At 34.6% G+C, this 24,930-nt stretch carries 24 protein-coding genes; 17 read left to right on the top strand and 7 right to left on the bottom strand.

Going from position 1 to position 24,930, the window contains the following annotated elements; all coding sequences use genetic code 11:
* Positions 1–24 precede the first annotated feature (24 nt).
* Positions 25–2,610 (bottom strand): bifunctional lysylphosphatidylglycerol flippase/synthetase MprF, encoded by a 2,586-nt coding sequence (mprF, locus tag HMPREF1495_RS02315; protein WP_034211708.1) that lies wholly within the window; start codon positions 2,608–2,610, stop codon positions 25–27.
* A 25-nt stretch (positions 2,611–2,635) separates the two neighbouring features.
* Positions 2,636–3,352: an alpha/beta fold hydrolase gene (locus HMPREF1495_RS02320; RefSeq protein ID WP_034211710.1), complete on the bottom strand. Its 717-nt coding sequence runs from the start codon at positions 3,350–3,352 to the stop codon at positions 2,636–2,638.
* Between the two features lie 214 nt (positions 3,353–3,566).
* On the opposite strand from HMPREF1495_RS02320, the gene HMPREF1495_RS13970 reads away from it, so the two are divergent.
* The 5 genes from HMPREF1495_RS13970 (at position 3,567) to HMPREF1495_RS02340 (ending at position 6,858) form a co-directional block, all read left to right on the top strand.
* Positions 3,567–3,677 (top strand): DUF3841 domain-containing protein, encoded by a 111-nt coding sequence (locus HMPREF1495_RS13970; RefSeq protein WP_242832834.1) that lies wholly within the window; start codon positions 3,567–3,569, stop codon positions 3,675–3,677.
* 77 nt (positions 3,678–3,754) lie between these two features.
* Positions 3,755–4,357, top strand: coding sequence for a T6SS immunity protein Tdi1 domain-containing protein (locus tag HMPREF1495_RS02325; RefSeq protein WP_034211712.1), 603 nt, complete (start codon positions 3,755–3,757; stop codon positions 4,355–4,357).
* Positions 4,358–4,504: 147 nt separating this feature from the next.
* Positions 4,505–5,338 (top strand): HNH endonuclease, encoded by an 834-nt coding sequence (locus HMPREF1495_RS02330; protein WP_034211713.1) that lies wholly within the window; start codon positions 4,505–4,507, stop codon positions 5,336–5,338.
* 31 nt (positions 5,339–5,369) lie between these two features.
* Positions 5,370–6,053 carry an alpha/beta hydrolase gene (locus HMPREF1495_RS02335; protein WP_242832835.1) on the top strand — a complete coding sequence of 228 codons (684 nt, stop codon included), beginning with the start codon at positions 5,370–5,372 and terminating at the stop codon, positions 6,051–6,053.
* 31 nt (positions 6,054–6,084) lie between these two features.
* Positions 6,085–6,858, top strand: coding sequence for a Fic family protein (locus HMPREF1495_RS02340; RefSeq protein WP_034211720.1), 774 nt, complete (start codon positions 6,085–6,087; stop codon positions 6,856–6,858).
* A gap of 145 nt (positions 6,859–7,003) precedes the next feature.
* Here the strand turns inward: HMPREF1495_RS02340 and HMPREF1495_RS02345 are convergent, their stop codons facing one another.
* From HMPREF1495_RS02345 to HMPREF1495_RS02355, 3 genes are all read right to left on the bottom strand, one after another.
* The gene (locus HMPREF1495_RS02345; protein WP_034211721.1) at positions 7,004–7,789 is read right to left on the bottom strand and encodes an acyl-CoA dehydratase activase; all 786 of its coding nucleotides are present in this window, start codon (positions 7,787–7,789) and stop codon (positions 7,004–7,006) included.
* Between the two features lie 20 nt (positions 7,790–7,809).
* A complete protein-coding gene (locus HMPREF1495_RS02350; protein ID WP_034211722.1) occupies positions 7,810–8,958 on the bottom strand; it encodes a double-cubane-cluster-containing anaerobic reductase in 1,149 nt (382 codons plus the stop codon).
* Between the two features lie 212 nt (positions 8,959–9,170).
* Entirely contained in the window at positions 9,171–9,974 is an 804-nt protein-coding gene (locus tag HMPREF1495_RS02355) for a hypothetical protein (RefSeq protein ID WP_034211723.1), read from the bottom strand.
* Positions 9,975–10,099: 125 nt separating this feature from the next.
* Between HMPREF1495_RS02355 and HMPREF1495_RS02360 the strand changes: the two genes are divergently transcribed.
* Positions 10,100–10,891, top strand: a complete 792-nt coding sequence (locus HMPREF1495_RS02360) for a 4Fe-4S binding protein (protein ID WP_051402798.1) — start codon at positions 10,100–10,102, stop codon at positions 10,889–10,891.
* A gap of 18 nt (positions 10,892–10,909) precedes the next feature.
* A complete protein-coding gene (locus tag HMPREF1495_RS02365) occupies positions 10,910–11,608 on the top strand; it encodes a hypothetical protein (RefSeq protein ID WP_034211747.1) in 699 nt (232 codons plus the stop codon).
* 67 nt (positions 11,609–11,675) lie between these two features.
* Here the strand turns inward: HMPREF1495_RS02365 and HMPREF1495_RS02370 are convergent, their stop codons facing one another.
* Positions 11,676–13,160, bottom strand: coding sequence for an aldehyde dehydrogenase family protein (locus HMPREF1495_RS02370; protein ID WP_034211726.1), 1,485 nt, complete (start codon positions 13,158–13,160; stop codon positions 11,676–11,678).
* Between the two features lie 382 nt (positions 13,161–13,542).
* On the opposite strand from HMPREF1495_RS02370, the gene HMPREF1495_RS02375 reads away from it, so the two are divergent.
* Positions 13,543–14,637: a M14 family zinc carboxypeptidase gene (locus HMPREF1495_RS02375; protein ID WP_034211727.1), complete on the top strand. Its 1,095-nt coding sequence runs from the start codon at positions 13,543–13,545 to the stop codon at positions 14,635–14,637.
* Between the two features lie 44 nt (positions 14,638–14,681).
* Here the strand turns inward: HMPREF1495_RS02375 and HMPREF1495_RS02380 are convergent, their stop codons facing one another.
* Positions 14,682–15,443: a CPBP family intramembrane glutamic endopeptidase gene (locus HMPREF1495_RS02380; protein WP_034211728.1), complete on the bottom strand. Its 762-nt coding sequence runs from the start codon at positions 15,441–15,443 to the stop codon at positions 14,682–14,684.
* Between the two features lie 166 nt (positions 15,444–15,609).
* Here HMPREF1495_RS02380 and HMPREF1495_RS02385 point away from each other — a divergent pair, with 166 nt between their 5' ends.
* From HMPREF1495_RS02385 to HMPREF1495_RS02425, 9 genes are all read left to right on the top strand, one after another.
* Positions 15,610–16,167, top strand: coding sequence for a putative ABC transporter permease (locus HMPREF1495_RS02385; protein WP_034211729.1), 558 nt, complete (start codon positions 15,610–15,612; stop codon positions 16,165–16,167).
* A gap of 17 nt (positions 16,168–16,184) precedes the next feature.
* A complete protein-coding gene (locus tag HMPREF1495_RS02390; protein WP_034211730.1) occupies positions 16,185–16,967 on the top strand; it encodes a YhfC family intramembrane metalloprotease in 783 nt (260 codons plus the stop codon).
* A gap of 251 nt (positions 16,968–17,218) precedes the next feature.
* Entirely contained in the window at positions 17,219–18,319 is a 1,101-nt protein-coding gene (locus HMPREF1495_RS02395) for an RtcB family protein (RefSeq protein WP_198013539.1), read from the top strand.
* Complete coding sequence (gene prfH / locus HMPREF1495_RS02400; RefSeq protein WP_034211733.1) at positions 18,316–18,915, top strand: peptide chain release factor H; 600 nt, start codon at positions 18,316–18,318, stop codon at positions 18,913–18,915. The genes HMPREF1495_RS02395 and prfH overlap by 4 nt, the downstream gene beginning before the upstream one ends.
* Before the next feature lie 15 nt (positions 18,916–18,930).
* Entirely contained in the window at positions 18,931–19,662 is a 732-nt protein-coding gene (locus tag HMPREF1495_RS02405) for a hypothetical protein (protein WP_034211734.1), read from the top strand.
* A gap of 33 nt (positions 19,663–19,695) precedes the next feature.
* Positions 19,696–20,406 (top strand): hypothetical protein, encoded by a 711-nt coding sequence (locus tag HMPREF1495_RS02410; protein WP_034211736.1) that lies wholly within the window; start codon positions 19,696–19,698, stop codon positions 20,404–20,406.
* 8 nt (positions 20,407–20,414) lie between these two features.
* Entirely contained in the window at positions 20,415–21,095 is a 681-nt protein-coding gene (locus HMPREF1495_RS02415) for a DUF1287 domain-containing protein (protein ID WP_034211737.1), read from the top strand.
* A 9-nt stretch (positions 21,096–21,104) separates the two neighbouring features.
* Positions 21,105–23,504, top strand: coding sequence for a cation-translocating P-type ATPase (locus tag HMPREF1495_RS02420; RefSeq protein ID WP_034211739.1), 2,400 nt, complete (start codon positions 21,105–21,107; stop codon positions 23,502–23,504).
* A 47-nt stretch (positions 23,505–23,551) separates the two neighbouring features.
* Positions 23,552–24,691: a Fic family protein gene (locus HMPREF1495_RS02425; RefSeq protein WP_034211740.1), complete on the top strand. Its 1,140-nt coding sequence runs from the start codon at positions 23,552–23,554 to the stop codon at positions 24,689–24,691.
* The last annotated feature ends 239 nt before the right edge of the window (positions 24,692–24,930 follow it).

Here is a 24,930-nt window from a genome sequence, read left to right on the forward strand (position 1 = left end):
CGGGTTGATTTTTCAACCCGTTTTTTATACCTTTTTTACCTGCCTGTTATCAATCTTATATATAGTAAGTAAATCAAAGAGCAGATTACTGTCTTTCGGGTAGGATAAATATCTTGCCTCCCAAGCAGGAGCGAACTTTTCCTTATATTTTCTCAGGCCGCCGAAGGAATAGAAACGACTTGTGAAGCTGTAAACTAAAAATGCAAGCTTCTCATTAAAAAAACTGTGGTCATACTGACCGACATTTGAAAGAGGAGCCATTCCAAGGTCAAAGTATCTTACATTATTTTCCTTCATATAAAGAAAAATTCGTACAAAGAGATAGTCCATAATACCGTTTCTTTCCGTTTTAGGATCGTAGCGCATAAGGTCTATACTTGACTCATTATCATTATTGCATACCAAAAAGTTTGCAAATGCCTGAATATTTCCGGAACCATCAAGCACACAGGCTATTGGGGCAAGTGAAAGATAATCTCTGTCAAAATACCCTAAAGAAAAGCCCTTTTCCTGCCTTCCCGAAAGCCAATCATCTGAAATATTTTTTAATTCATCCAAAAAATCATTTGAAAAAGGCGGAAACTCTACTTTAAAGGAATATCCGCTGTTTTCTCCACGATTTGTAATAGCACGAAACTTTCTTCCGGCTTTTCCGGTCAGATCGAATTCATCCAGATTAACTTTTGCAGTTTCACCAAATTTCATAAAATCATAGCCGAAATTGTGCAGGAGTAAAGTGATATCCTGACTTATTTCATAAAAAAGAGGTATAAGATTTTTGTCTTCGGCATCTTTTATAAATGAAGATACAGCTTTATTAAAATATTCACTTCTACCTATAGGATCCCCCATAACAACAGCCTTACCGTCTTCTAAGGCAAATTGAAAAGCTACGAGATCTTTTTCATCTTCAGTGTAATAATAGATAAGTTTATCTCCCAAAAATGCAAGCGAAGCATTTAAGTCGGTATTATCAAAACTTTCTAAAAACGCTTTATAACGAGATTTTTCAAATTTTTCCCCAAATGAAAAATGTTTATCCTTTGCCATAGATTCCACTGCAATATAAAAGAATGCAATAATCAGTAAGTATACAAAAAGATGTAAAAAGTGAATGAAAAATCCGTTAAAAAAATGTGTTCCCATAGAAGTCTTTGAGAGAAAACCGTTATGGTGGAAGAGAAGAAAGCCCAAACTGTTTCCTCCTGTATTTCCCCTTGATACATACAAAAGAAATACAGTGATTACAAAGCTGGAAACTATATATCCTATATCTTTTATTCTGTCCTCTAAAGGATAGAAAAATGACTTTCTGTTTAAGCCGTTTCTCTCAATGTATAAAAGCATTAAAAATACAAGTATATAAAGACTGCCAAAAACAGAGTAACCGCCCAGATTGATATAAATAAGGCTTATGAGGCATAGTACAACACAAAAAGGTTTTGCAAATGCAGAATGTCTTTTTATCAATCTTCCAAGCAGGAAGAAAAGGCTTCCAAGAAGAAAACTTGGAAATTGAAAGAGCAGTTGACCTCGGATTGGATCCATTTTCCCTATAAAAGGTATGTTATGAATTTCATCGGGAAGTATTGCACTTGCCATAAGGAAAAAGCCGAAGAAATTTGCCATGAAATGAAGTATTCCACGGCGTACTATGTTTGAGAGTTTCCCGGGTAAACCAAGAAACTTGTCATTTATTTGGCCTGCCATACTTTTTATAAATAAAATCAGTCCTATAAAGAACGGAATAAAATAATAAAAAATACGGAAAAGCAAAAGCCAACTTGCAGCTTCATTATGGTTTAATGAAAGATGGAGCAGGCCTCCTATCATTATCAGATCAAAACTTCCAAGACTTCCCGGTATCATTGAAACAATACCTATACAAATGGAAATACAATATAAAGGAAGTATATTTACAAATGAAATATTGTAACCAAGTACTCTTCCTACATAGAAGAAAAATCCGGATACAAACAGCCAATCCAAAAGTGAGGTGCATATGAGAGCAAGTATTTTCTTTTTGCTCAAATTTCCGAAGTAGTCAAGCCTTTTTCTTGTAGAGAGGAAAAGTAGTGCCAGAAGTATAAGCGAGGCAAGTACAAGTACAAAACTATATGTCTTTAAAGTACTATTCTTATCATGAGAAAACAGCAATAACAACGATACAAACGACAATAAAGAAAGCCCCGACATAAAGTACGGCATTACCTTTGATATGCCTTTCATTGTTTTGCCTTCCTGTTCTTCGTCGGAAAAATAGCTGTATCTAAGTCCGACATCCACAAGTCCCGCAAAGCCTATAAGATTATTTAAACTGTTTATAGTCCAACTGTTTTCAATAAGCTTAAATATAGATATTTTCTTTCCAAGTTCTTTTGTAAGTATATAGTCATACAGCATCATAGGAGAAACTGCAAGAATACCGAAAATAAAAAGGCTAAAAATCTGTAAAACGGACAAATGACGAAGTATATCCTTTACGGCACTGAAAGAAACAGTCTTTCTCATATGAGAAAATTCTATCAGAACCAAGATAAGTATACTTACAAACAAAATGCCTTTTAAAACATTTTTATATTTTTTAAAAAAAGAAATTATCTTTTGCATGTTTACCTCCGTAAAGAATTAAAAATTACTGAGTACAACTTTGTATATAGCTTACCATTTTGGAAATAGTAAGGTTAAAGTAGTTACTGTCCTTTTTTGGAATATTGTGGCCTTGGTTTTTCCTCTCTATAAACTTACCCCTAGGGAAAATTTCGGCAATAGATATGCTGTGCTCCCTTTTGATCATATCATGGTCTCCAACCAAAACTATGACAGGATAGTTTGATTTGGAGAAAGTTTTTTTGGGAATATTCAGATCTTCACGCAAGAGTGGAGAAACCTTTGATTTCCTTTTAAAACAGGGTAAGATTATACCCAGAGTTTTATATAAGACTTCTTCAAGATAACAAGCGTATCCGGGGAGAAATTTCAGACCCTTAAAGCTGATATTACCGCTGTTTGCCAAGATACCTGCGACTCTTTCTTGGTGAAGTGCAGCATACTTTATGGCAAGATTTGCACCGTCACTATGTCCTACCAGCAGACATTTTTCTATATTAAGATATGAGAGCAGCTCATCAAGACTGTCAGCCAAATAAGAAAAGCTTATTTTCCCCAAAATATCTCCTGATTTACCATGTCCTAAGCTGTCTACAAAAATAAGCTTATAGTACTTGCTCAAAACCCTTTGCTTTTTAAAATAACCGCTTTCCAGATTGTTTCCGTGTAAGAAGACAACCGGAAAGCCTTTTCCTATGATTTCATAATGGATTCTTTCTCCGTTACTACGATAAAATTCCATTTCATCACACTTTCTATGCTTTATTTCGTATCATGTTCTAGCACAATGAAAGTGGAATGTCAAATTAAGTTTGGATGAAGTATGGGAATTTCAAATTGAGATTTAATTATATGTGAGAAAATGCTATTATTATAGACAGAGAGGTGAAAGTATAAATTGTAAAACAGATAATGTATAATTAGTAATATTATTAATTGAGTTTATGGAGTTTAGAATGCTTTTATGGACTATTCAACATAAGGCTGCTTATGATATTTTACTTGAGACAGGTAGACTTATAGCAAATGAAAAATATTTATTGTTTGATGGTGGATTACGTTGTTAGGGAGTTAAAAAAGGAATGGGTTTTGAAGGCGGAGCATTTTGTCTTGGCCGGATAAACTATATTTAGAGAGGTATCATATGGGGATATTTGATTCATTTAAAAAGAACAAGAAATCAGTTTGGGAAAAGTTTGTAGAAAAGTATAAGCCGGATAAGGAGCTTGTAAAGCCTTCAGAGCATATAATAGGTGCCTGCAGGAGTGCCGGAGTGGCTGAGAGTATCCTTTGGTTTATGGAAAATTATGGTTTCGGTAACTACGGGGACGGCATTATAAAGCTTATAGATCCTGAAGACTATATGGATATCTTTTATAAATGGCTCGGAAAAGAGGACTATTCGCGAATTCCGTTTATGATGACAGGATTTGGAGATTTGTTTTATTTCAGGAATCTCGGTGACGGCGAATATGACATATCTTTTTTGGATATACACTACAGAAATATTTCTGTGGCGGCATATACCGTGGAGGAGTTTGTAGAATATCTTATTGACAGTGAGGTTGAAGAAAAGATATTAAGGCGTAAACTTTTTGATGAGGCGAAAGATAAATTTGGAGTTTTGCCTTTAAATGAGATATATTTCTTTGCCCCTGCACTTGTGACAGGAGGTGGGGAAGAAATAAAGTATGTCAATAAAGGTGATGCAGCTGTACATCAGAGTATATTGTTTGATTGGGGTTGAGGATTTTATATAGTGTACTCATGTCGACGCTTACATAAGATGCAGATATATGTAAAAAATTTATCTGATATCTTTGACAAGGGAAATTAGTAATTTAAATGTTTAAAATGCTTTATTGAATAAAATTATAGGTGTGGAAGGGTTAAGATGAGTAATAATACTGATAACGGATACAGATCAAACATTGTATATTCAATGCTTGATGCAGATAAAACGGTAGAATTTGATACAATTGTCGAAATACTTAACAAATGCTTTGGGAAAAATTACAAGGGATTTCAAAGGGCTTTTATTGTATTAGACAATAAAGGAACTGCTTTTTGGGCACCAAAATTTGGATATAATAAGAAAGAAACACGATGGAAAAATACGTTAGTAGATGGTGAAAATACTATAATTGAAGAGGACTCTGACGGAAAGATAGGGTTAAGTGATATTGTTAACAGTAACATCAGAGTTACATTTAAATGTTTAAATGGTAAATATAGATTCCTTGGAGTATATAAGTTTGATGAAAAGAAGTCTGAGCCAAACTTCAGAGTATTTAGAAGAATATATAAGGTAATAGACTTGGCACCTTATTCTTTAGAAAAGGAGAGGAACAATTTAACAATAGAAATTCAAGAGGCAAAAAAGATTCCTGTGGAAGTCTTGAGGCGACAAGCTGAGGAAGAGTCACATAGTCAAGCAGATAGACGTAGTTATGAGGGAATGATTTATATCAGAAATTCTAAGGTTGCCGCTTATACAAAGATAAGAGCGGCAGGAATATGTCAGTTATGTGGACAGCCTGCTCCATTTAAGGATAAGGACGGAGAACCGTTTTTAGAAAATCATCATCTTGTGTGGCTCAGTAGAGGTGGAACTGACACAATTGATAATACCTGTGCATTGTGTCCGAATTGTCATCGTAAAATGCATATTCTGGATCTTCAGGAAGATGTGGATAAATTGATTAGGATAGCAAAAGGGTTGGATTAAATATTGTTTGATGGGGGATTATGTTTTTATTATGATTGACTTGAATAAAGAAAAATTTAATATGCACAATAAAGAAATCACCCTATACAAGTCATCTGATACAAATGCTCCTTTGATTGTTTTTAATACTTTTGAAGGTGATGGCGAAGATGTATATCAAGCATTGCAGAATATGGACTGCACTTCTTTAAATTTACTTGTGATTGGAAATATTGATTGGAATCATGATATGTCACCATGGTATATGCCTTCAATCTATTCTAAAGAAAAATCTTTTAGCGGCGGTGCAGATGAGTATCTTATATTGCTTATAGATGACATTTTGCCAAAGGCAAAGGAGATGATAGATGGAGAACCGGGATTTACAGGAATAACAGGATATTCACTTGCAGGTCTTTTTGCTGTTTATGCTATGTATAAAACTGATGCATTTGACAGAGTGGCAAGTATGTCGGGCTCACTTTGGTTTCATGACTTTATTGAATACTGTAAAAGAAATGATAGTAGGAAGTTACCTGATAAAATCTATTTTTCTCTGGGGGATAAAGAGGCAAATACACGCAATCCTGTATTAAAAACTGTAGAGGATAATACAAGAGAGCTTTCAGAGTATTTTAAGAACCTTGGGAGCGAGGTGATATTTGAATTAAATCCGGGTAATCATTTCACAGATACAATTCTTCGCAGTGCAAAGGGTATAAAGGCAATTTTATAGTTTTTATTAAAAGTTTAAAAGGGAATACAAAATGGGAGAATATAAACCACCGTTTCATATGACGGACAGAATTACAAATCTTGTAGCTGCAATTAGTGAACAGGTTGGAAGAATTACAGTACTTTCACATGGAAAGCTAAATCCACATTTAAGAAAAGAAAATAGAATAAGAACAATCCATTCTTCACTTGCTATTGAACAAAATTCACTTTCTTTAGAACAGGTGACTGCTATACTTGATGGAAAGAGAATTTTGGGAAATCCTAATGAAATACGTGAAGTTAAGAATGCTTATGAAACATATGAGTTAATGCTTTCACTGGATCCTAATTCAGTAAGAGATTTACTCAAAGCACATCGGGTTATGATGGAAGGGTTGATTCCTGAGAATGGAACATTTAGAAGTGGTGGAGTAGGAATTTTTGATGGTGATGTTGTTGTACATATGGCTCCACCTGCTAAATTTGTACCTATGCAAATTCAAGAACTGTTTGAATGGTATAAAAATTCAGAAATGCACCCGCTGATTAAAAGTGCTATTTTTCATTATGAATTTGAGTTTATTCATCCTTTTGCGGATGGAAATGGGCGTATTGGAAGGATGTGGCATAGCTTATTACTTGGTAAATGGAATGAACTGTTTTATTGGCTGCCAATTGAAGAGTTGATAAGAAGCAGACAACAAGATTATTATGATTCACTTGGAAAGTCGGACAAAGAAGCTGACAGTTATGCTTTTGTAGAATTAATACTTGAGATTATACTTACAACTCTTGAAGAGACAGTTGTGGTTGGAGATATGTAAGGTGGGGTATGGGATTATTAGATTCATTTAAAAAGAACAAAAAATCGGTTTGGAATAAGTTTATAGAAAAATGAATGGTAATATATTAAAATGACTTTCACATATACAAGCTTAGCCTTGTGAAATGAGAAAGTCATTTGTATTTTTACTTGAACTGTATAGGAGTACTGTTTTTCGGTCTTAAAGAAATTGCGGCTCCTATAGCACCGGCATATCTTCCTAGATGATGTGTATGAATCTTTTTCCCAAGTTTTTGTGACATCAATTCTATAAAATATGGTGTGTAGCTAAGTCCGCCTGTGAGCATGATTTCACCTAGGAGACCATGCTTTTGAGCGAGGTTTATAACCTTATTGGCTACTGAATCTATTACTCCGGCAGCTATATTTTCTCTTTTTTCACCGGACCCTATATAGCTGATAACCTCCGATTCTGCAAATACTGTACACATAGAGCTTATAGAAAGTGAATCACCAATAGAGGCGAGAGCGTAAAGCTCTTCAAAGTCTGTGCCCAGTCTGTTTGCCATGACTTCTATAAATTTACCTGTACCTGCCGCACATTTATCATTCATTAGGAAGTCTCGTACCATACCGTTTTCAAGGCTGATTATCTTTGTATCCTGACCGCCTATATCTATGACGGTTCCGTCAACTCCAAACAGAGCATAGGCTCCTTTGGCATGGCAGGTTATTTCTGTTATAACCTTATCCGCATAATCTACGCAGATTCTTCCGTATCCGGTTGCGGCACAGCTCATATTTTCAGAAAGTCCGTCATATTGTAGCCTTTGTAAAATATTTTTTGCAGTTTCCTTACTGTTCCAGCCTGTAGGTATACAAAAAGATTTGACAAGTTTTTCATCATCAAGTACTACCACCTTTGAGGCGGTGGATCCTATATCTATACCTACATAATATCTTTTATCCATTTGTTAAGTTAATCCTCTCATTATACAGCTACAGTTTCAAGGAATGCCTCAAGTCTTGTGTTTATCTGTCCGACATCGGCCTTTGAATAATCTGTTTCTATCTTCAGATAAGGTACACCCTTGGCAACTACAGCCTTTTTAACATTAAATGATTCTATAGAGAAGGTATGGCATGCCTGAAGTATTATTTCAACCACTCCATCTACCTGATATTCATCTACCATATCTGTAATAAAGCCAAGTCTGCTGTCATTCGGACTCATTACGGAGCAATTGATATTGAGATATTTTTTTGCAAGAGCTCTTGCTACAGGTAGAGTGGTATCTACCTTTTCAATCTTTTCTCTGTTTGTACTGCAATTATCAAATGCAACTACATCCGCACCAAGCTCCTCCAAAACTTTAATGGTTTTATCTCGTACGCCGCCGTTTGGACATCCTGTTATCAATATTCTCGGTTTTCTTGCTACCTTACCCTTATAATTTGCCTCCCAATCGGCCTTTACTTCATCAATTCTTTGTCGTATCTGCTTACAACATTCTTCCATACTTGGTATAAAACTAAGTGTATCAAGTTTGGTTCCGATTTCATAACCTGAGATGGGAGATGGATTGAGTTTTCCAAGTTCAAGATATTCAAGTACCAGATCTCTTTCAGCATTTTTTAATAATATTGCTTTTTTAACATCTTCCTCGGTAATGGTTACACCATAGAAATCTTCGAGTTTTTTCCAAAACTTATGTATTTCCGCCTCCCACATATTTAGAGCAATTTCATCTCTTGAAGACGGAAGTTGCATAACATAGGTTTCTTTCAAATCATTCATAAGCTCAAACATTTTCTTTTTTCCATCACAGGTGGTTTCACCTACTATAAAGTCGGAAAAATAAAAATATGGGCAGGTATCGGTAAGAGCAAAACCGTAACTTGCCTTTATCAACGGACAAAGATTTGAGGGTAGATGCGCTTCTGCAGCACTTATAGGCTCTTCGCTGGTTGCACAAAGAGATACGGGTATGGCACCTGCCGCTATAATCAGCTCTGTAGGAACAAATGAGCAATAAGTTCCCACAATTTTTCCGCCATTGTCCTTGTGCTCCTTCATTTTCATAAAGCCGGCTTTTCTTGCATCTGTAAAAGACTCGAAGTTATCAGGAAGTCGTAACATAATGAAATTCTCCTTATTTATAAAATATCACTATTTCAATAAAAAATGTATAGATAAATTATATAAAAAATAAGGTAAATCCTCAATATATTTAGTGATTTAATTTTTCAATATGTGAATGGCATTATTCGATATAATGAATAAATGAGAATATATTTATAGCATATATAAAAAAGCCGGGTTTAAATACCGGCTTGAATTAAGAACAAAAATTACTTATGGCTTATAATTTCTTTTACCCATTCTGAAAGATTTTCTTCCTGCTCTTTTGTATCTGTTGTTATAACAAACTCCTGTCCACGTGATGCGGTTTTTAATATGGATGAGTCACCTTTAATAATAGGGTGGGTATGTCCCTGCCAGGAAATAGCTATTCCTTTTTCTGCAAAGAATGAAGGCAATTTCCACACACTTCTGCTTGGCTGCTCTTTTTGTGTAAGTACCAGTGCATCATTATAATGAAAGGTAGAGCATTTCTTTGAAAGATATATACGATTGTTGGTATAAAAAGGTGCTATACTGTGCGGATGCCAATTGTATTTTTCGGCAATTTTCATATCATCCTTTATAACTTCACCGATTTCCAAGTATCCGTATATAATATGACGAATAGGAGATCCCTTCACATAGGAAAGCTTTCCGTTTTTTATCTCGGTTTCTCTAAACATTCCATAAAAAAGAAAGAGATCACCTACATCCACACCGGATTTGTCAAGATGTGTAGCGGGTACTCCCCACTGTCCGAATGCAGGTATCCAGTCACTTGGTCTATTATCAATACCTTCATATATATCAGGATCCAGGTGACAGGTAGGATAACTTTCAAAATCAAAATCCGGATGCAGTTCAGTTATAATATCTCTATAGTTTTGTCCTTTGTACTGTATATCTTCGTATTTTTTCTTGCTTTTTCGATCGGGTATAGGGAGTGATAGTAAAGTACCGTCAGGAAGTATTGGACTTGCCACTCTTCCGGATTCGCTATCCATTCCCTTTCTGCTCAATATTACTTTCATGTCGTCCCTCCTTGTGATATAATTTTAACATATACTATAAATAAAAACAAAGCATTTATAGACTTTAGAAAGATATATAATGAATCGAGGACAATAATTTGAAGAAGTACTTACTGCCTATACTGATGTTTTCTATATTTGAAACAATTGCTGTCGTGCTTTGGTTGGCATTGGATAATTTATTTTATTTTTTTAATTTCAGTTATATAGGAATATCAATATCATTTGGTATTTTTTTGTTTATAAAAGAATATAAGTATGCAAGAAGAGTGGTACAATTGCTTGTAGGGCTTTATATACTTATATATTTAGGAATCATAAAGAATGAAAATATGCAAATAGAAGGTTTTTGGTACTATCTTTTTACAGGAGTTTTTGAGGCTGCAACTATTCACTATGTGGTGGCAAAGATATTTGGGCCGATCATATTTGGAAGAGGATGGTGTGGATATGCATGTTGGACGGCAATGATACTGGATTTTTTGCCATATAAGATTCATAAGCATGAAAGAAAAAATATTGAGTGGATAAGATATATAGTGTTTTTACTTTCATTAGGTTTTGTTGCAACACTCTTTATTGCAAAGGTAAAGAATCTTGATAGAATTATGTTTGTATCATTTATAATAGGTAATTTAGTCTATTATATAGTAGGTATAGCACTTGCCTATATATTTGAAGATAACAGAGCATTTTGCAAATATATCTGCCCGATAACAGTTTTTCTAAAGCCTATGAGTTATTTCTCTTTGGTCAGAATAAAATGTGATACAGATAAATGCATTTCCTGTAATAAATGTAAAAAGGTATGTCCTATGGATGTTGATATGACGGACAATTCAAGAAAAAGAAAAAATGGCACAGAGTGTATTCTATGTATGGAATGTGTCAGGAGTTGTCCTAAGGATGCATTGTAAGTACAAATGAGGTATGATATGAGAAAGGGTATAAAATTTCACAGCATATATTATAGATGGATATTGTTTATATTTATCTTTGTCACTATGGTGATTTATTTCATAGGTGAAGGCAAAGATATGTATTTTGAAGGGCATTTATTTAATTCAAAAAAACTTTGTACAATACTGAACATTGTATGGCTTGTAATGTTTGTTGTTTTTTCATTTGTTGTGACAAAATGTGTTATCTCAAAGGACGGGATATATTTAAAAAAGATAGATTTGACGGTTCCATGGGAGGATATATCAAATATTACATATACATGGATAAACGAATTCAGCTTATATCAACATGAATGCTCATTTTATAATGTAAAAACTATGGTAGTATATAGACATAATTATAAGCCTATTTGTATTACGAATATTTCAGTACTGTCATTATTTGTCGTAAAGTTTTTTTCACCACGTACTAAAGTGGATATAGTATTCCCGGTACTTACTACATTATTAAATGTGGTCATGAATGTAAGTGTATTGTATATAGGATATACAACAAAAATACTTACTATAAGGATAAAACCTGAGATGTTTTTTACTCTTTTAGTATTGTACTGTGTAAAGTCTGTTATATTCCCTATTGTGATGTTAAAAATAACAAATATGAAATATGGAAATTACTTAAGGCATGAAAATTTGAGTAAGGGTAGAAACCCTAATGTAATACATGTATAAAAACACAAAAACTCTCAAACCGGTTTTGCCGGAATGAGAGTTTTTCTTTACAATACTTTTCTTTATATTACTTCTTTGGATAGAATCCGCTTGGATTTTCATCAAGCTTGATAAGTATATTCTTCATCTGTGTATAGTGATCAAGGATTACCTTATGTGTTTCTCTACCGATACCTGATGTCTTATATCCTCCAAACGGAGCACCTGCAGGGATTGCATTATAGGTATTTACCCAAACTCTACCTGTTTCAATACTTCTTGAAACACGGAATGCACGGTTAAGATCCTTGGTCCAAACACCGCCGCCAAGACCGTATACGCTTTCATTGGCATATTTGATTACTTCATCTTCAGTCTTAAACTTTATGATAACTGCTACAGGTCCGAATATTTCTTCCTGTGCAGCATAAGAATCATTGGTTACATTTGTTATAAGTGTAGGCTTGTAGAATGATCCGTTTGCAAGCTCACCTTCTGTATAGCGTGAACCACCACATGCAATAGTAGCACCGTCAGCTACAGCTCTGTCTACACATGCCTGAATCTTTGCTACCTGACCTTCATTTATCTGTGAACCCATCTGAGTATTAATATCAAGAGGATTTCCTACAACAATCTTGTTAAACTGATCTACAGCTCTCTTTACAAACTCATCATAGATACCTTCCTGTACAAAAACTCTTGATCCTGCACAGCAAACCTGGCCCTGGTTAAAGAGGATACCAAGCTGAACACCGTCAATGGCAAGGTCAAGATCACAGTCGTCAAAGAATATATTTGCTGATTTTCCACCAAGCTCAAGTGTTGCCGGTATAAGTTTTTCAGCTGCTGCCTTTGCTACTGAATAGCCTATCTCAGTAGAACCTGTGAAGGCAAGCTTTCTAAATCCGTTGTGATCGAGGATATACTGTCCCGACTTGCTTCCTGCGCCTGAGATAACATTAAATACACCCTTAGGAATAATATCCTTTACAAGTTTTGCAAGCTCAAGTATTGAAAGAGGAGTAGAAGAGCTGCTCTTTAATACTGTACAGCATCCTGATGCAAGTACAGGTGCAAGCTTCCATGCCGCCATAAGGAACGGGAAGTTCCATGGAACTATCTGTCCAACTACACCGATAGGCTCTCTGAATACAAGAGATAGTGTCTTTGAATCAAGGAAGTTTGAAGTATCTTCTTCTGTACGAATAGCGGAAGCAAAATATCTGAAATGGTCTGCTGCAAACGGAATATCAACATTTAATGTCTCACGAAGAGGCTTACCGTTGTCAAGACTCTCGATATAAGCAAGATCCTCTTTGTTTGCGTCTATAACATCGGCAATCTTTAAAAGAATCTCAGCTCTCTTTATCTTATCAAGGTTCTTCCATGAATCAAAAGCTGCCCATGCCGCATTTACCGCATCATCTACATCTTCCTTTGTAGCCTCTGCCACACTTGCGATCTTTTCCTTGGTTGCAGGAGAATATGTATCAAAAAACTTACCGTCTTTTGAATCTCTGAATTCTCCGTTAATAAAAAGCCCATACTTTTCGTCCGGTCTCTTTGCCATATTTAAAATACTCCTTTCGAGTTATTAATCTTTAGTAAATTACTATAGATTGATTCTAGCATAAAAGAAAATAAAATGCTATATTTTTCTAAAAAGTAGATAATTTAACAATAAGAATACAGATTTTAACTGCCTTTGGTTACAATTATTACATCTAAAACGATTATAATACCGATTTATTCGTCTTGTTTTTATTTAGAAACATAGTGGATTGATAAATTTTATTCACAAGACATTGTAAAAAATAATTATAATATGGTACTTATGAATGGATAATCTTCAAAACTACGACAAATTTTCTATATCTGTTCAATCTTTTGTAACTATTAATTTATTTCAAAATATTGTATAGTTGTGAAAGAGTTTTTCAACGGAGGAAGATATGCAAAAGAGATATGTTTTAGGAGCAATGACACTGTCAGCATGTATTTTACTGACACAGGTAATGCCTGCCTTTGCAGGAATAATAGGACACAGTTCGGCAAGTTATAAGGCTGCACAGACACAGAGTGTGGCGCAGAGTACAGATTTTACATTTTTGAGTACAGATATGTATACATATCAAAAGATGGAAGGTGATATAAATCTGTTTAAGCAAAAGTACGAGGGGGTTACATCGGATTCAATAGGTACAACACCTGACGGAAGAAATATATACAGAATAATAATAGGAAACAGAGAGGCTTCAAAAAAGATTCTTGCAATAGGCGCTATTCATGCAAGAGAATATATTACAGCTTCAGTTGTAATGCGTCAGGTTAAAGAGATGCTTGATAAGAGAGCGGAGGGAGATAAGAGTCTGGATGAAGTTTGTATACAGTACGTTCCGATGTTAAATCCGGACGGAGTTGCGATTTCACAAAGCGGTATGGCAGGACTTAATAAGGAAGAGTCAAAGAAGAAGTTACAGGAGATTATTGACAATTGGTCCGAGTGGGGACTTAAAGAAAATCAGGACAAGTACAACTGGTTTTTAAATAAATGGAAGAATAATTTAAACGGTGTAGACATTAACCACAATTTCCCGACAGGGGGCTGGGATCAAAGAGCCGACAGTAGGAAAAAGCCTTCAAACGAGCATTATAAGGGAGCAAGTGCAGGTTCTGAAAGTGAGACACAGGACCTTATAAAACTTGTAAATAATGAGAACTTTTCAGCCGTGCTTAACTATCATACACAGGGACAGATTATTTATTGGTCAAATCAACATGCATCTGCAGAAGTTTTGGCAAAGGATAAAGCGATGGCTGATATAGTGGCGTCTCATACAGGATACAGACTTGTGACACCGGAAGCTGACGGTTCAAAGTTCGGTACAGGCTTTAAGGACTGGCTTGATTGGGAGAATGGTATTCCAAGTGTTACTGTTGAGGTAGGAATAGGAACTTCACCTGTACCTGAAGCACAGATAGATACTATTTGGCAACAAAACGTCGGAGTTTTACCTGATATTGTAAAATATATTATTGGAAAATAAAGAAAAAGCCTTTAGGTAGATAGTATACCTAAGGGCTTTTGTTATTAATTATTCCAGTTTATAAGCAAATATATCAGTGATGAACCGAACATATCGGCCATTGCATGCATCAAAAAGAATGGTAAAAGATTCTTTATTACTTTCTTGTACATAAAATAGTAGAAGAGTCCATATACAACACCTATTACCAATGACCAAAGAAGTCCTTGATAGGTGTGGAATGATACTCTGACCAAGGTTGAAAAAGCCAGTACATACCATTTATGTTCATCTTTTACAGAGGTCAAAAGACCGAGAAAGAAAAATTCTTCATAAAATCCGTTTAAAAAAGCATATCCGATTGCAAGCGGTGAAAGTGCCAGGAATTTATTTAATGCTTCCATCGGATTTATGTCTTGAAGCAATGAAGGATCAAAATAGTTGTAGTCGCCACTCACTGTAGTAACAAGGTCGCCGAAGAGACCCATTATTGAGAAAAGAACAGGCACCCAAATAATTACCGACCAATGTAATTTTATCTTCAACTGTTTAAAATCAAAGTTTCTGATAAGTAAGTACAATATCGCAATTATCAAAAGTATCGCCTGCAATTTAAAATTGCCGGTATAGGCCGCACCGTCCGAGGCAATATCCATAGATTCAGCTGAATCTTGTATAGCCTGTGGATCGGACTGAAGTAAGCCGATAAAAAGTTGTGTTGAAGTTACTATAAAAATACCGAACATAATACCGGTAACAATAAGGATATCAAACCATCTTAAATATTTAAGTTTTTCTTTAGGTCTGATTTTTTCTAAAAAATTCATTTTTATATCTCTCTTTCTTCTATATAATATATTATTAAAGCAAAATACTTGCTTGAATATTTTGTGCCAAAAATAATATAAACTATATATGTGAAAAATCAATGTATAAATTAAATGAAATTTTTGAAATTTTGGGATACAATATAAAAAAGGAGGATGATAATACATGAAATTAAAAAGACTTAGAGATATCTTTCTTATGTTTATGGCATGTGCATTCCTTGGATGGATTTATGAAGTGCTGGTTGGACTTTTGGAAACGCATGTCGGATATGTAAATCGTGGATTTTTATTCGGTCCGTATTTGCCGATTTACGGTTTCGGGGGAATCATATTGATTGCGCTTTTAATGCCGATAAGAAATAAGAAAATACATTTAGGAAGATTAAATATATCTTTTGTATTGGTATTTCTTTCAACTATGCTTATCACTACAATACTTGAACTTGTCGGTAGCTATTTTATGGAGCTGATAATGGGCGACTGGCTTTGGGACTACAGTAATTATTTCTGTAATTTTGAAGGAAGGATTGCTCTGTGGAGCAGTGTGAAATTCGGACTTGGAGGACTGATAATAATATACCTGATAGAACCTGCAATAAGATTTTGTATTGAAAAATCAAATCAAAAAGCTGTAAATATATTTACCGTATTTCTTGGTATTATATTCATTGTGGATTTGGGGCTTAGACCGTTTTTGGGTAGTAACTTTATAGGAAAATAATTTATTGGAGGTAAACAATGGATAGAGTTCCTTTTTTAAGTATGGTATTTATGGTTATATCCTGTATAGTAGGATTTGCAATTCCGGTTATACTTTTTATTTATTTCAGGAAGAAAAAGCGTGCGGATATTGCTCCATTTTTTATAGGTGTAATAGTATTTATTTTCTTTGTAACGGTTCTTGAAAGTTCCGTTCACAGAATCGTTTTCGGATTACCGTTCGGTGATATTATAAAAAATAATGTAATACTTTACGCATTGTATGGTGGACTGATGGCTGCGATATTTGAAGAAACGGGAAGACTGATTGCATTCGGACTTATTCTAAGAAAGAATAATGATAAAAGCATAAATGCATGTATGTATGGTGCAGGTCATGGCGGAATTGAGGCCGCATCTGTTTTGGGATTGACTATGATAGGCAGTTTGGCTCTTTCAGTTTCAATAAACAGCGGACTCATATCAACTATTTTAGACAATGTAGGAGGGAATGATCTTACACAGCTTAAAGATACGGTAAACACCTTGACTATGTCACCGCCATATATATTTTTACTTGGTATAGTTGAGCGAATATTTGCTGTTATTTTACAGATATCACTGTCTGTTCTTGTATGGTCAAGTGTTAAAGGGAAAAGATATTTGTTTGCTTTAGCACTTTTAATTCATTTTGTGGCGGATACTTTGATAGTTATATTAAACGGATTTCATTTACCTTTAATTTATGTAGAGCTTATATTTGGTGTGGTTTCAATAATAGTTGCGTTATTTTCACGAAAGATATATGTAGAAGAAAGTTAAGATGCGTTTTTAAAAATGTTATGATATAATTTTAGAGTTACAATAAATAATAGAGATCGAAAGGAGAATAACTATGAGGAATACAATGAATAATACAATAAGTGGAACTATAAACTACAGAGGCATAGTTGTTCGCTGTCTATTATTCTAAATTTTTTATTAGAGAATGAACGATAAAGCCTTTGAAACAGAAGAAGACAGAGGTTTTTATTTTGATACAATTAAATGGAAAATACGCACAGGCGTATATTATGTGTGATGAAACTGTGGAAAAATCCATGGTAGAAGAAGTGGCAAAGTCTCAGGTGAGAATGATTTGTGATAATGAAGTATCACAGGGCGCAAAGATTAGGGTAATGCCCGATGTTCATCCCGGAAAGGTAGGACCTATAGGCCTTACAATGACTGTGGGAAAAAAGATTTTACCTTCTTTAGTGGGAATAGATATCGGTTGCGGTATGCTTGCGGTAAAACTCGGAAAAATAAGAAATGATTTTATGAAGCTTGATACCGTAATCAGAGATAATGTTCCGGTCGGATTTGCTGTAAGAAAAGATGTACATGCATATGCCGACAGAATTGATTTAAGTAATCTTAAATGTTTTTCACATATAAGATCTGAAAAAGCATTGCTTAGTCTTGGTACTTTAGGTGGTGGAAATCATTTTATTGAGCTGGATACAGCAAAGAACGGTGAAGTTTTTCTTATAGTGCATACAGGTAGCAGACATCTTGGAAAAGAAGTGGCTGAGTACTATATGAAAGCGGGTCAGGATGAACTGAAAGACAAAGGTATAAATGATATTCCTTTTGAAATGACCTACCTTAGCGGTAATTTGATGGAAGATTACTTACATGATTTAAAAATCGTGGAAGAGTATGCGATATTAAACAGAAAAATAATTGCTGCTGAGATTATAAAAAAGATGAAGTGGAAGGCAATAGAAGAAATTTCATGTTCTCACAATTATGTGGATTTTTCAGGAAATCAGCCTATATTAAGAAAGGGTGCCATTTCAGCGAAGTTGGATGAAAAGGTAATAATTCCTGTAAATATGAAGGAAGGTGTTTTACTTGGCAGGGGACTTGGAAACGAAGAATGGAATAATTCGGCACCGCATGGAAGCGGAAGAGTACTTTCAAGAGGAGAAGTAAATTCTTCGCATACGGTTTCCGAGTTCAAAAAAGAGATGAAGGGTATCTATACAAGCTGCATAAGTAAGGATACTTTGGACGAAGCACCTTTTGCATATAGAGGAATTGACTATATAAAAGAAGTTATAAAAGATACCGTAGAGGTGGAAAATGTTCTTACTCCTATATATAACTATAAGGGAGGGGACAGAAAATGATTCTACAAATAAGTGCCGGTATGGGCCCGGTGGAATGTCAAAGAGCTGTGTTCGGTATATGTAAAGCTTTAATGAAGGAAATTCCGTCTTTAGAGATTTTAAGTTATGTGGACGGAGAGGAAAAAGAAACTTTTTATTCAGTGATGCTTTCATCCGATGAGGATTTGTCATATCTTGAAGGTACCATGCTTTGGATTTGTAAAAGTCGCTATAGGCCTGAGCATAAAAGAAAGAACTGGTTTGTGGATGTAAGTCTTATTCCTGAAACAGTTAATGTAGATGATAATTTCTCTGAAGCGGATATAATAGTAGAGAAATTTCATGCAAGCGGACCGGGAGGTCAAAATGTAAACAAGGTGGAAACAGGAGTAAGAGTTATACATGTGCCTACAGGAATAAGGATAAGTTCAACAAGAGAACGAAGTCAGCTTATGAATAAAAAGGATGCTCTTAGAAAACTTGCAATTGTTTTGAAAAATAAGAATACTTCGCAAATTGAACAAAGTAAGAACAATGCATGGAGTAAGCATACCGAGATAGTAAGAGGCAATCCGATAAGAGTATATGAGGGTGAAAAATTTAGACTAAAAAAATAAACTTGAGGTAATATTATGGGTGATAGAGAAAATTACAATGTAGAAGAAGATATCAGTATAAGCAAAGAGACTGTAGATAGTGAGAATAAAAGTATGGAAAAATATCCGTGGCTAATATCAATACTTTATATTTTGGTATTGTATGGGTGGATCGGTTTTGTTGTTTACGGAATGAAGTACTTTAATTTAAATAAATGGCTATCTCTAGGGTTTAATATAGTATTTCTTATTGCGTTTATAACACTTCTGACAGTTCAGATCAGCAGAGCGTTGCCTGAGATAAGAAGTGGGAATATAGACTATTGTATAAACGGGTTTTTATTTTATAAATATACCCTTTTGCCTTCTACATTGTATTTTATTTTTCTGGCACTTATTATATTTGTGGGTGGAATAAGTGTTTCATTAGTGGTTTTTTTTATTCCTGTAATGTTTTTGATGGCGCCTTTTATACTTATGGTGGCTTTTATACTCTCACCGATAATGTTGGCAATCTCTTTTATAGCCGCTTTACCGGGATTTGTTTTGGCAGTAGGTACTGTAATTATCAGTAGAAAACAAAAAGAGATGAAGCTTGGTAGATGCGTTTTACATATACTCCTGCAGTTTGTTCCGGTGGCTGATTTGATAGATGCATTATATATTTCGATACATTATTGGAGCAGGGCAAAGAAGTTGGCTATAATTACAGCCGTTTTTGCCGGCATATTTATAGCCGCAAGTATTATTTTATATATAATATGTTAAGAAATAAAAATTCTTAAAAGGAGATATAGTGATATGGAAAAAGATTTTATCTTAGAAAAAGACCGTATTATAAATGAGGAATCTACACAAAAGCATTTTCCTTGGATTTTGGGTATAATATATAATATAGTGGTTTACAGATGGGCGTATGTTATTATATCTCAGTTAAATACTACAGTAAAAAAAGAATTTGAAATTTTACCTCATATAGTATATCTTTTCTTACTTTTAATACCGCTTATATTGCAAATCATAAGCGTGAATAGAGCCATAAAAAGGGAGGATATAAATTATTGTATTGACGGAGCTCTTTTTTACGGATATGCAATGTTTCCGATTTCATTATTGTGTGCAATATGTATTTTTGGTGTAGCTGTGTGCGAATTTTTTTTGTTTATTGCATGTATGGTGGTGCCGGCAACAATTATTATGGCACCATTTATTGGAATAATATTTATTATATTTTTGATGATATTAGTATTGCTGTACTATGCTTTATTGTCACCGGGAATGTTGGCGGCCGGTTATCTGGTCCGCTGTTATAAAGATGAATATGGTTTAAGTAACAACAAATATAACAGACATAAGGTTTTTCGATTCATACCCGGGGTAAATTTAATCGATATTTTGTATATTTCAAATAAATACAGAGACAGAGGAAAATTACAAGCCGTAATTATATCAGTTTCCATAATACTGATGCTTCTGGTAATTGTTGCAGCCATAATAATTAGAATAGTATAGGTATATAAATGAAATCAAAGAAAATTTTTAAAATCATTGCTGCAGGTATATTGCTTGCAGCAATGATTTTACTGATATTTATAAGACATTATCATAGAAGCACTTCTGTAAAGAGACCTAAGGATGCTTATAAAAGGCATATAGAACAGTTTAAGAGCAGTGTTGATATGGATAAAGACGGAATTGATGATCAGAGTGATATATTAAACAGTGCTCTTTTGTATATACAGACAAAACCGAAGTATGAGAGCAGATACTATATAGGTGGGACACCAAATGACGGTTATGGTGTTTGTACGGATGTCGTAGCTGCGGCACTTTTCGGTGCAGGATATGATTTACAAAAACTTGTGGATAAGGATATACATGAACATCCGGAAAATTATGACATACAATCACCTGATGAAAATATTGATTATCGCAGAGTAAGAAATCTTCAGGTGTATTTTAAAAACAATACAAAAAGTCTTACTACAGATCTTTCCGAGATAGAAGAGTGGCAGGGTGGAGATATTGTTATTTTCAAAAAGCATATCGGAATAGTATCCGACAGAAGAGATAAAAATGGAATTCCATATATTATTCATCACGGCAGTAAATATCAAAGAGCATATGAACAAAAATATCTGAAAAGTAAGGCTGATGAAATAGTCGGTCACTACAGATGGGAATTGAAAAGAGAAAATTAAGTTGACACTATGGATGAGATAAGAGAGGTCGATAATAAAATTATCGGATTGAAAGATAGCGAAGTGCAACAAAGAATTGCATTGGGTCTTACAAATAAATTAAATATGGGAACCGATAAAACAACTATGGAAATAGTATTGTCAAATGTATGTACATACTTTAACCTGATATTTTTAATAATTTCCATAGTACTGATTATGGTAGGTTCGTTTAGGAATCTTACATTCCTACCTGTTATTATCGGAAATACACTTATAGGTATAGTACAAGAGTTGCGTGCAAAAAAGACACTTGATACGATGAAATTTTTAAGTGCTCCTCACAGTGACGTGATAAGAGACGGAGAACTTCAAAATATATTGTCTGAGGAGTTGGTAAAAGATGATATTATTCTTCTGAAAGCTGGCAAGCAAATCTGTGCGGACGCCATTGTTATATCCGGAAGTATTCAGGTTAATGAATCTTTGCTTACAGGTGAGTCTGATGAAATTGAAAAAGCTGTAGGCAGTAAGCTTTTATCGGGAAGTTTTGTAGTATCCGGAGAATGCTATGCAAAACTTGAGAAAGTGGGAGATGAGTCATATATTTCAAAACTCAGTACACAAGCAAAAACTATGAAAAGTAAAGAACAATCGGAGATGATAAGGCATATCAATTTGATTGTTAAGGCTGTAGGTATTGTAATCATACCTATAGGTGCGGTTTTATTTTTACAAAGCTTTTATGTAAACGGGGATACTCTTAGAAAAAGTGTAACTTCAACAGTTGCCGCCGTACTGGGGATGATTCCTGAGGGATTGTATTTGCTGACCACAGTTGCGCTTGCCCTAAGTACTATGAAACTTGCAACAAAAAAAGTACTGCTTCATGATATGAAAAGTATTGAGACTTTGGCAAGAGTTGATGTGCTCTGTGTTGATAAAACAGGTACGATTACAGAACCTGATATGAAAGTGGAAGATGTGTTCTTATGTAAAGGTGCAAACAGTTCTATAGATTATTCGGATTTTGAAAAATTATTGTTTTCATATGCTCTTGCTTCAAAAGATAATAATGCAACTATGCAGGCTTTAAAAGAATATGCAAATAAGAAAGGAATTAAAGGGGCTGTAGGTGCTCCTGTAAAGGTACTACCTTTTTCTTCATCTCTTAAATACGGAAGTATTACATTTGAAGAAGGATGCTACATTCTTGGTGCTCCGGAAATTATTTTAAAAGATAATTTTATATCTTTTGAAAATGAGATTTTGGCCTATACCGAAAATGGAAGTAGGGTTTTACTTTTTGCAAAGTATGACGGAAGTGATATTGAAGACGGTATCAAAGGAAAAGTAACTCCTATAGGTTTTATAGCTTTTGCAAATCCTGTTCGAAAGAATGCTGTAGATACATTTAATTATTTTAAGTCTCAAGGTGTAAGTATAAAGGTTATCTCAGGGGATAATCCTTTAACCGTTTCACAAATTGCCTCTCGGGCAGGAATTGAAAATGCCGAAAATTATATTGATGCAACTTTGCTTGATACAGATAAAAAGATACAGGAGGCAATATCTTTTTATACGATCTTCGGTCGTGTTACACCTAAACAAAAGCAAAAGCTTGTAAAAGCCTTACAGGCAGACGGTCATACTGTTGCCATGACAGGCGACGGTGTAAATGATATTTTGGCGATGAAGGATGCGGACTGCAGTGTGGCAATGGCATCAGGAAGTGAAGCCGCCACTCATGCCGCACAGGTTGTGCTACTTGATTCGGACTTTGCACATATGCCGGATCTGGTATATGAGGGTAGAAGAGTTGTCAATAATATAGAGCGCTCTGCAAGCCTGTTTTTGGTAAAAAATATTTTCTCGTTGCTTTTAGCGGTATTATCTGCAGTTTTTATGTTTACATATCCGCTGGAGCCTGCTCAGATTTCCTTTGTAAGCATGTTTACAATAGGGATACCGGGATTTTTATTGGCTCTTGAGCCGAATAAGAATAGGATAAAGGGGAGTTTTATTAAAAACGTGCTGATAAAAGCATTGCCTGGAGGTTTGACAGATGTTATAGCGGTATTTGCACTTGTAGTATTTGGAGAGGTTTTTGAAATATCCACAGACAGTATCGGAACTGTTGCGACCATGGTTATGTCGGTAGTCGGATTTATGATTTTGATCAAGATAAGTTATCCGCTTGATCTGAGAAAATATATAATAATATTTTTAAATGTTGCAGGTCTCATATTTACAGGTATATTCCTTAGAAAGTTGTTTGCACTTACAGACCTTTCAGGTATAAGTATTCTTCTTATGCTCACTTTTGGTTTTGTTGCGGAATCTTTATTTAGAAATATGACGGTTTTGGTAGAAAAAATTCAAATATTACTTGAAAAAATAAGAATAAAACTTGAACAAAAGCAAAAATAAGATATAGTATAAGTAGTAAGTGAAAACTTTGTTTTATGGAGTTGGTTATGAGAGAGTATAGTCCGCTTTTTAACATGAGCGATAGAATGATAAATTTATTGACTGAGATAAGTGAAGAAGTCGGAAGGGTCGGAGTTGTCTTTTCCGGTAAGATGAATCCGCTTATTCGTAAAGAAAACATAATTAAAAAAGTATATGCCTCCTTGGCAATGGAAGAAAGTGATATTTCATTTGAACAGATAAGAGGCTTTATATATGGAGAAAATTTTATTGATAATCATAAGGATATGAGAGTTGTAAAAAATCTCTATGAAGCGTATGATATGTCATTTAAATTAAATCCATATTCGATAAATGATTTGTTCTTTGCGCAAAAGATGATACTGAGCGGTTTTGCTATAGAGTCAACTGAGTTTAGAGAAGATAAGGCGGAAAACAACGACAGCGGAATATTTGAAAGTAATACAATTCCTTCAAGATTTATTCCGGGAGCTGTAAGGGATATATTTGAATGGTACAAAAGAGCGGAGCTGCATCCTGTAATAAAATGTGCAATAGTATATCATGAATTTGAACTTTTACAGCCTTTTGCGGCAGGGAACGGACCTCTTTCAAGGTTATGGCTGGATCTTTTGCTTTGTAAGTGGAAGGATATTTTCTTTTGTATGTCTGTTGAGAATGAACTTTATAACAGGATACAGGAATATAAGGAGCTTACATACAGTATAGGAAGACCGGGAGAAAGTAATAAATTTATAGAATTTATTCTTGAGACAATCCTTTTTGCATTAAAGAAAGCGCAGATTGAAGAGAAGATACCGGTTTGGGGTATGGAATCCGATGCTTCATTTACAAATGGAGATAGTATAAAGCGGGAAAAGCCTTTAGGTAGCAGTATGACAGGTAATGCCAAAATGACGGTTGGCAGAGAAGTATCAGGAGGCAGTAAAAATACCGTTGTTAGTACAAACAACCCTGCAAGTGAGAATACATTTGCAAAAAAGCTTGTAAATGTACTTGGTAATGAAGTGCTTACAACAAATGAGATAATGCTTAGGCTTGGCATGACACATAAGCCTACTTTCAGAAAAAATTATCTCAATCCGGCAATAGAGATGGGCTTGGTAGAAATGACCGTACCGGGTAAGCCCAGAAGCAGATATCAGAAATACAGAAAGATATCATAGTCGCAATACACAGAACAAGATGATTGAATACAGACCAAGATAATAAAACGCGGACTATGATAAAAATAAAAATGTCGAGATATACGATTAGCGACTAAGATATCAAAAGAACAGACTATGACAAAGTCGGGATTAAAATCGGTGTTTTATAAATATAGTTTTATTTGTGGTATACCGAGACTTTTATATATGGCTTATAAGCTTGTAATTTATTTGAAATACATATGTCAAGCATAAAT

This window comes from Lachnoanaerobaculum sp. MSX33, assembly GCF_000512995.1.
GTDB lineage: Bacteria > Bacillota > Clostridia > Lachnospirales > Lachnospiraceae > Lachnoanaerobaculum.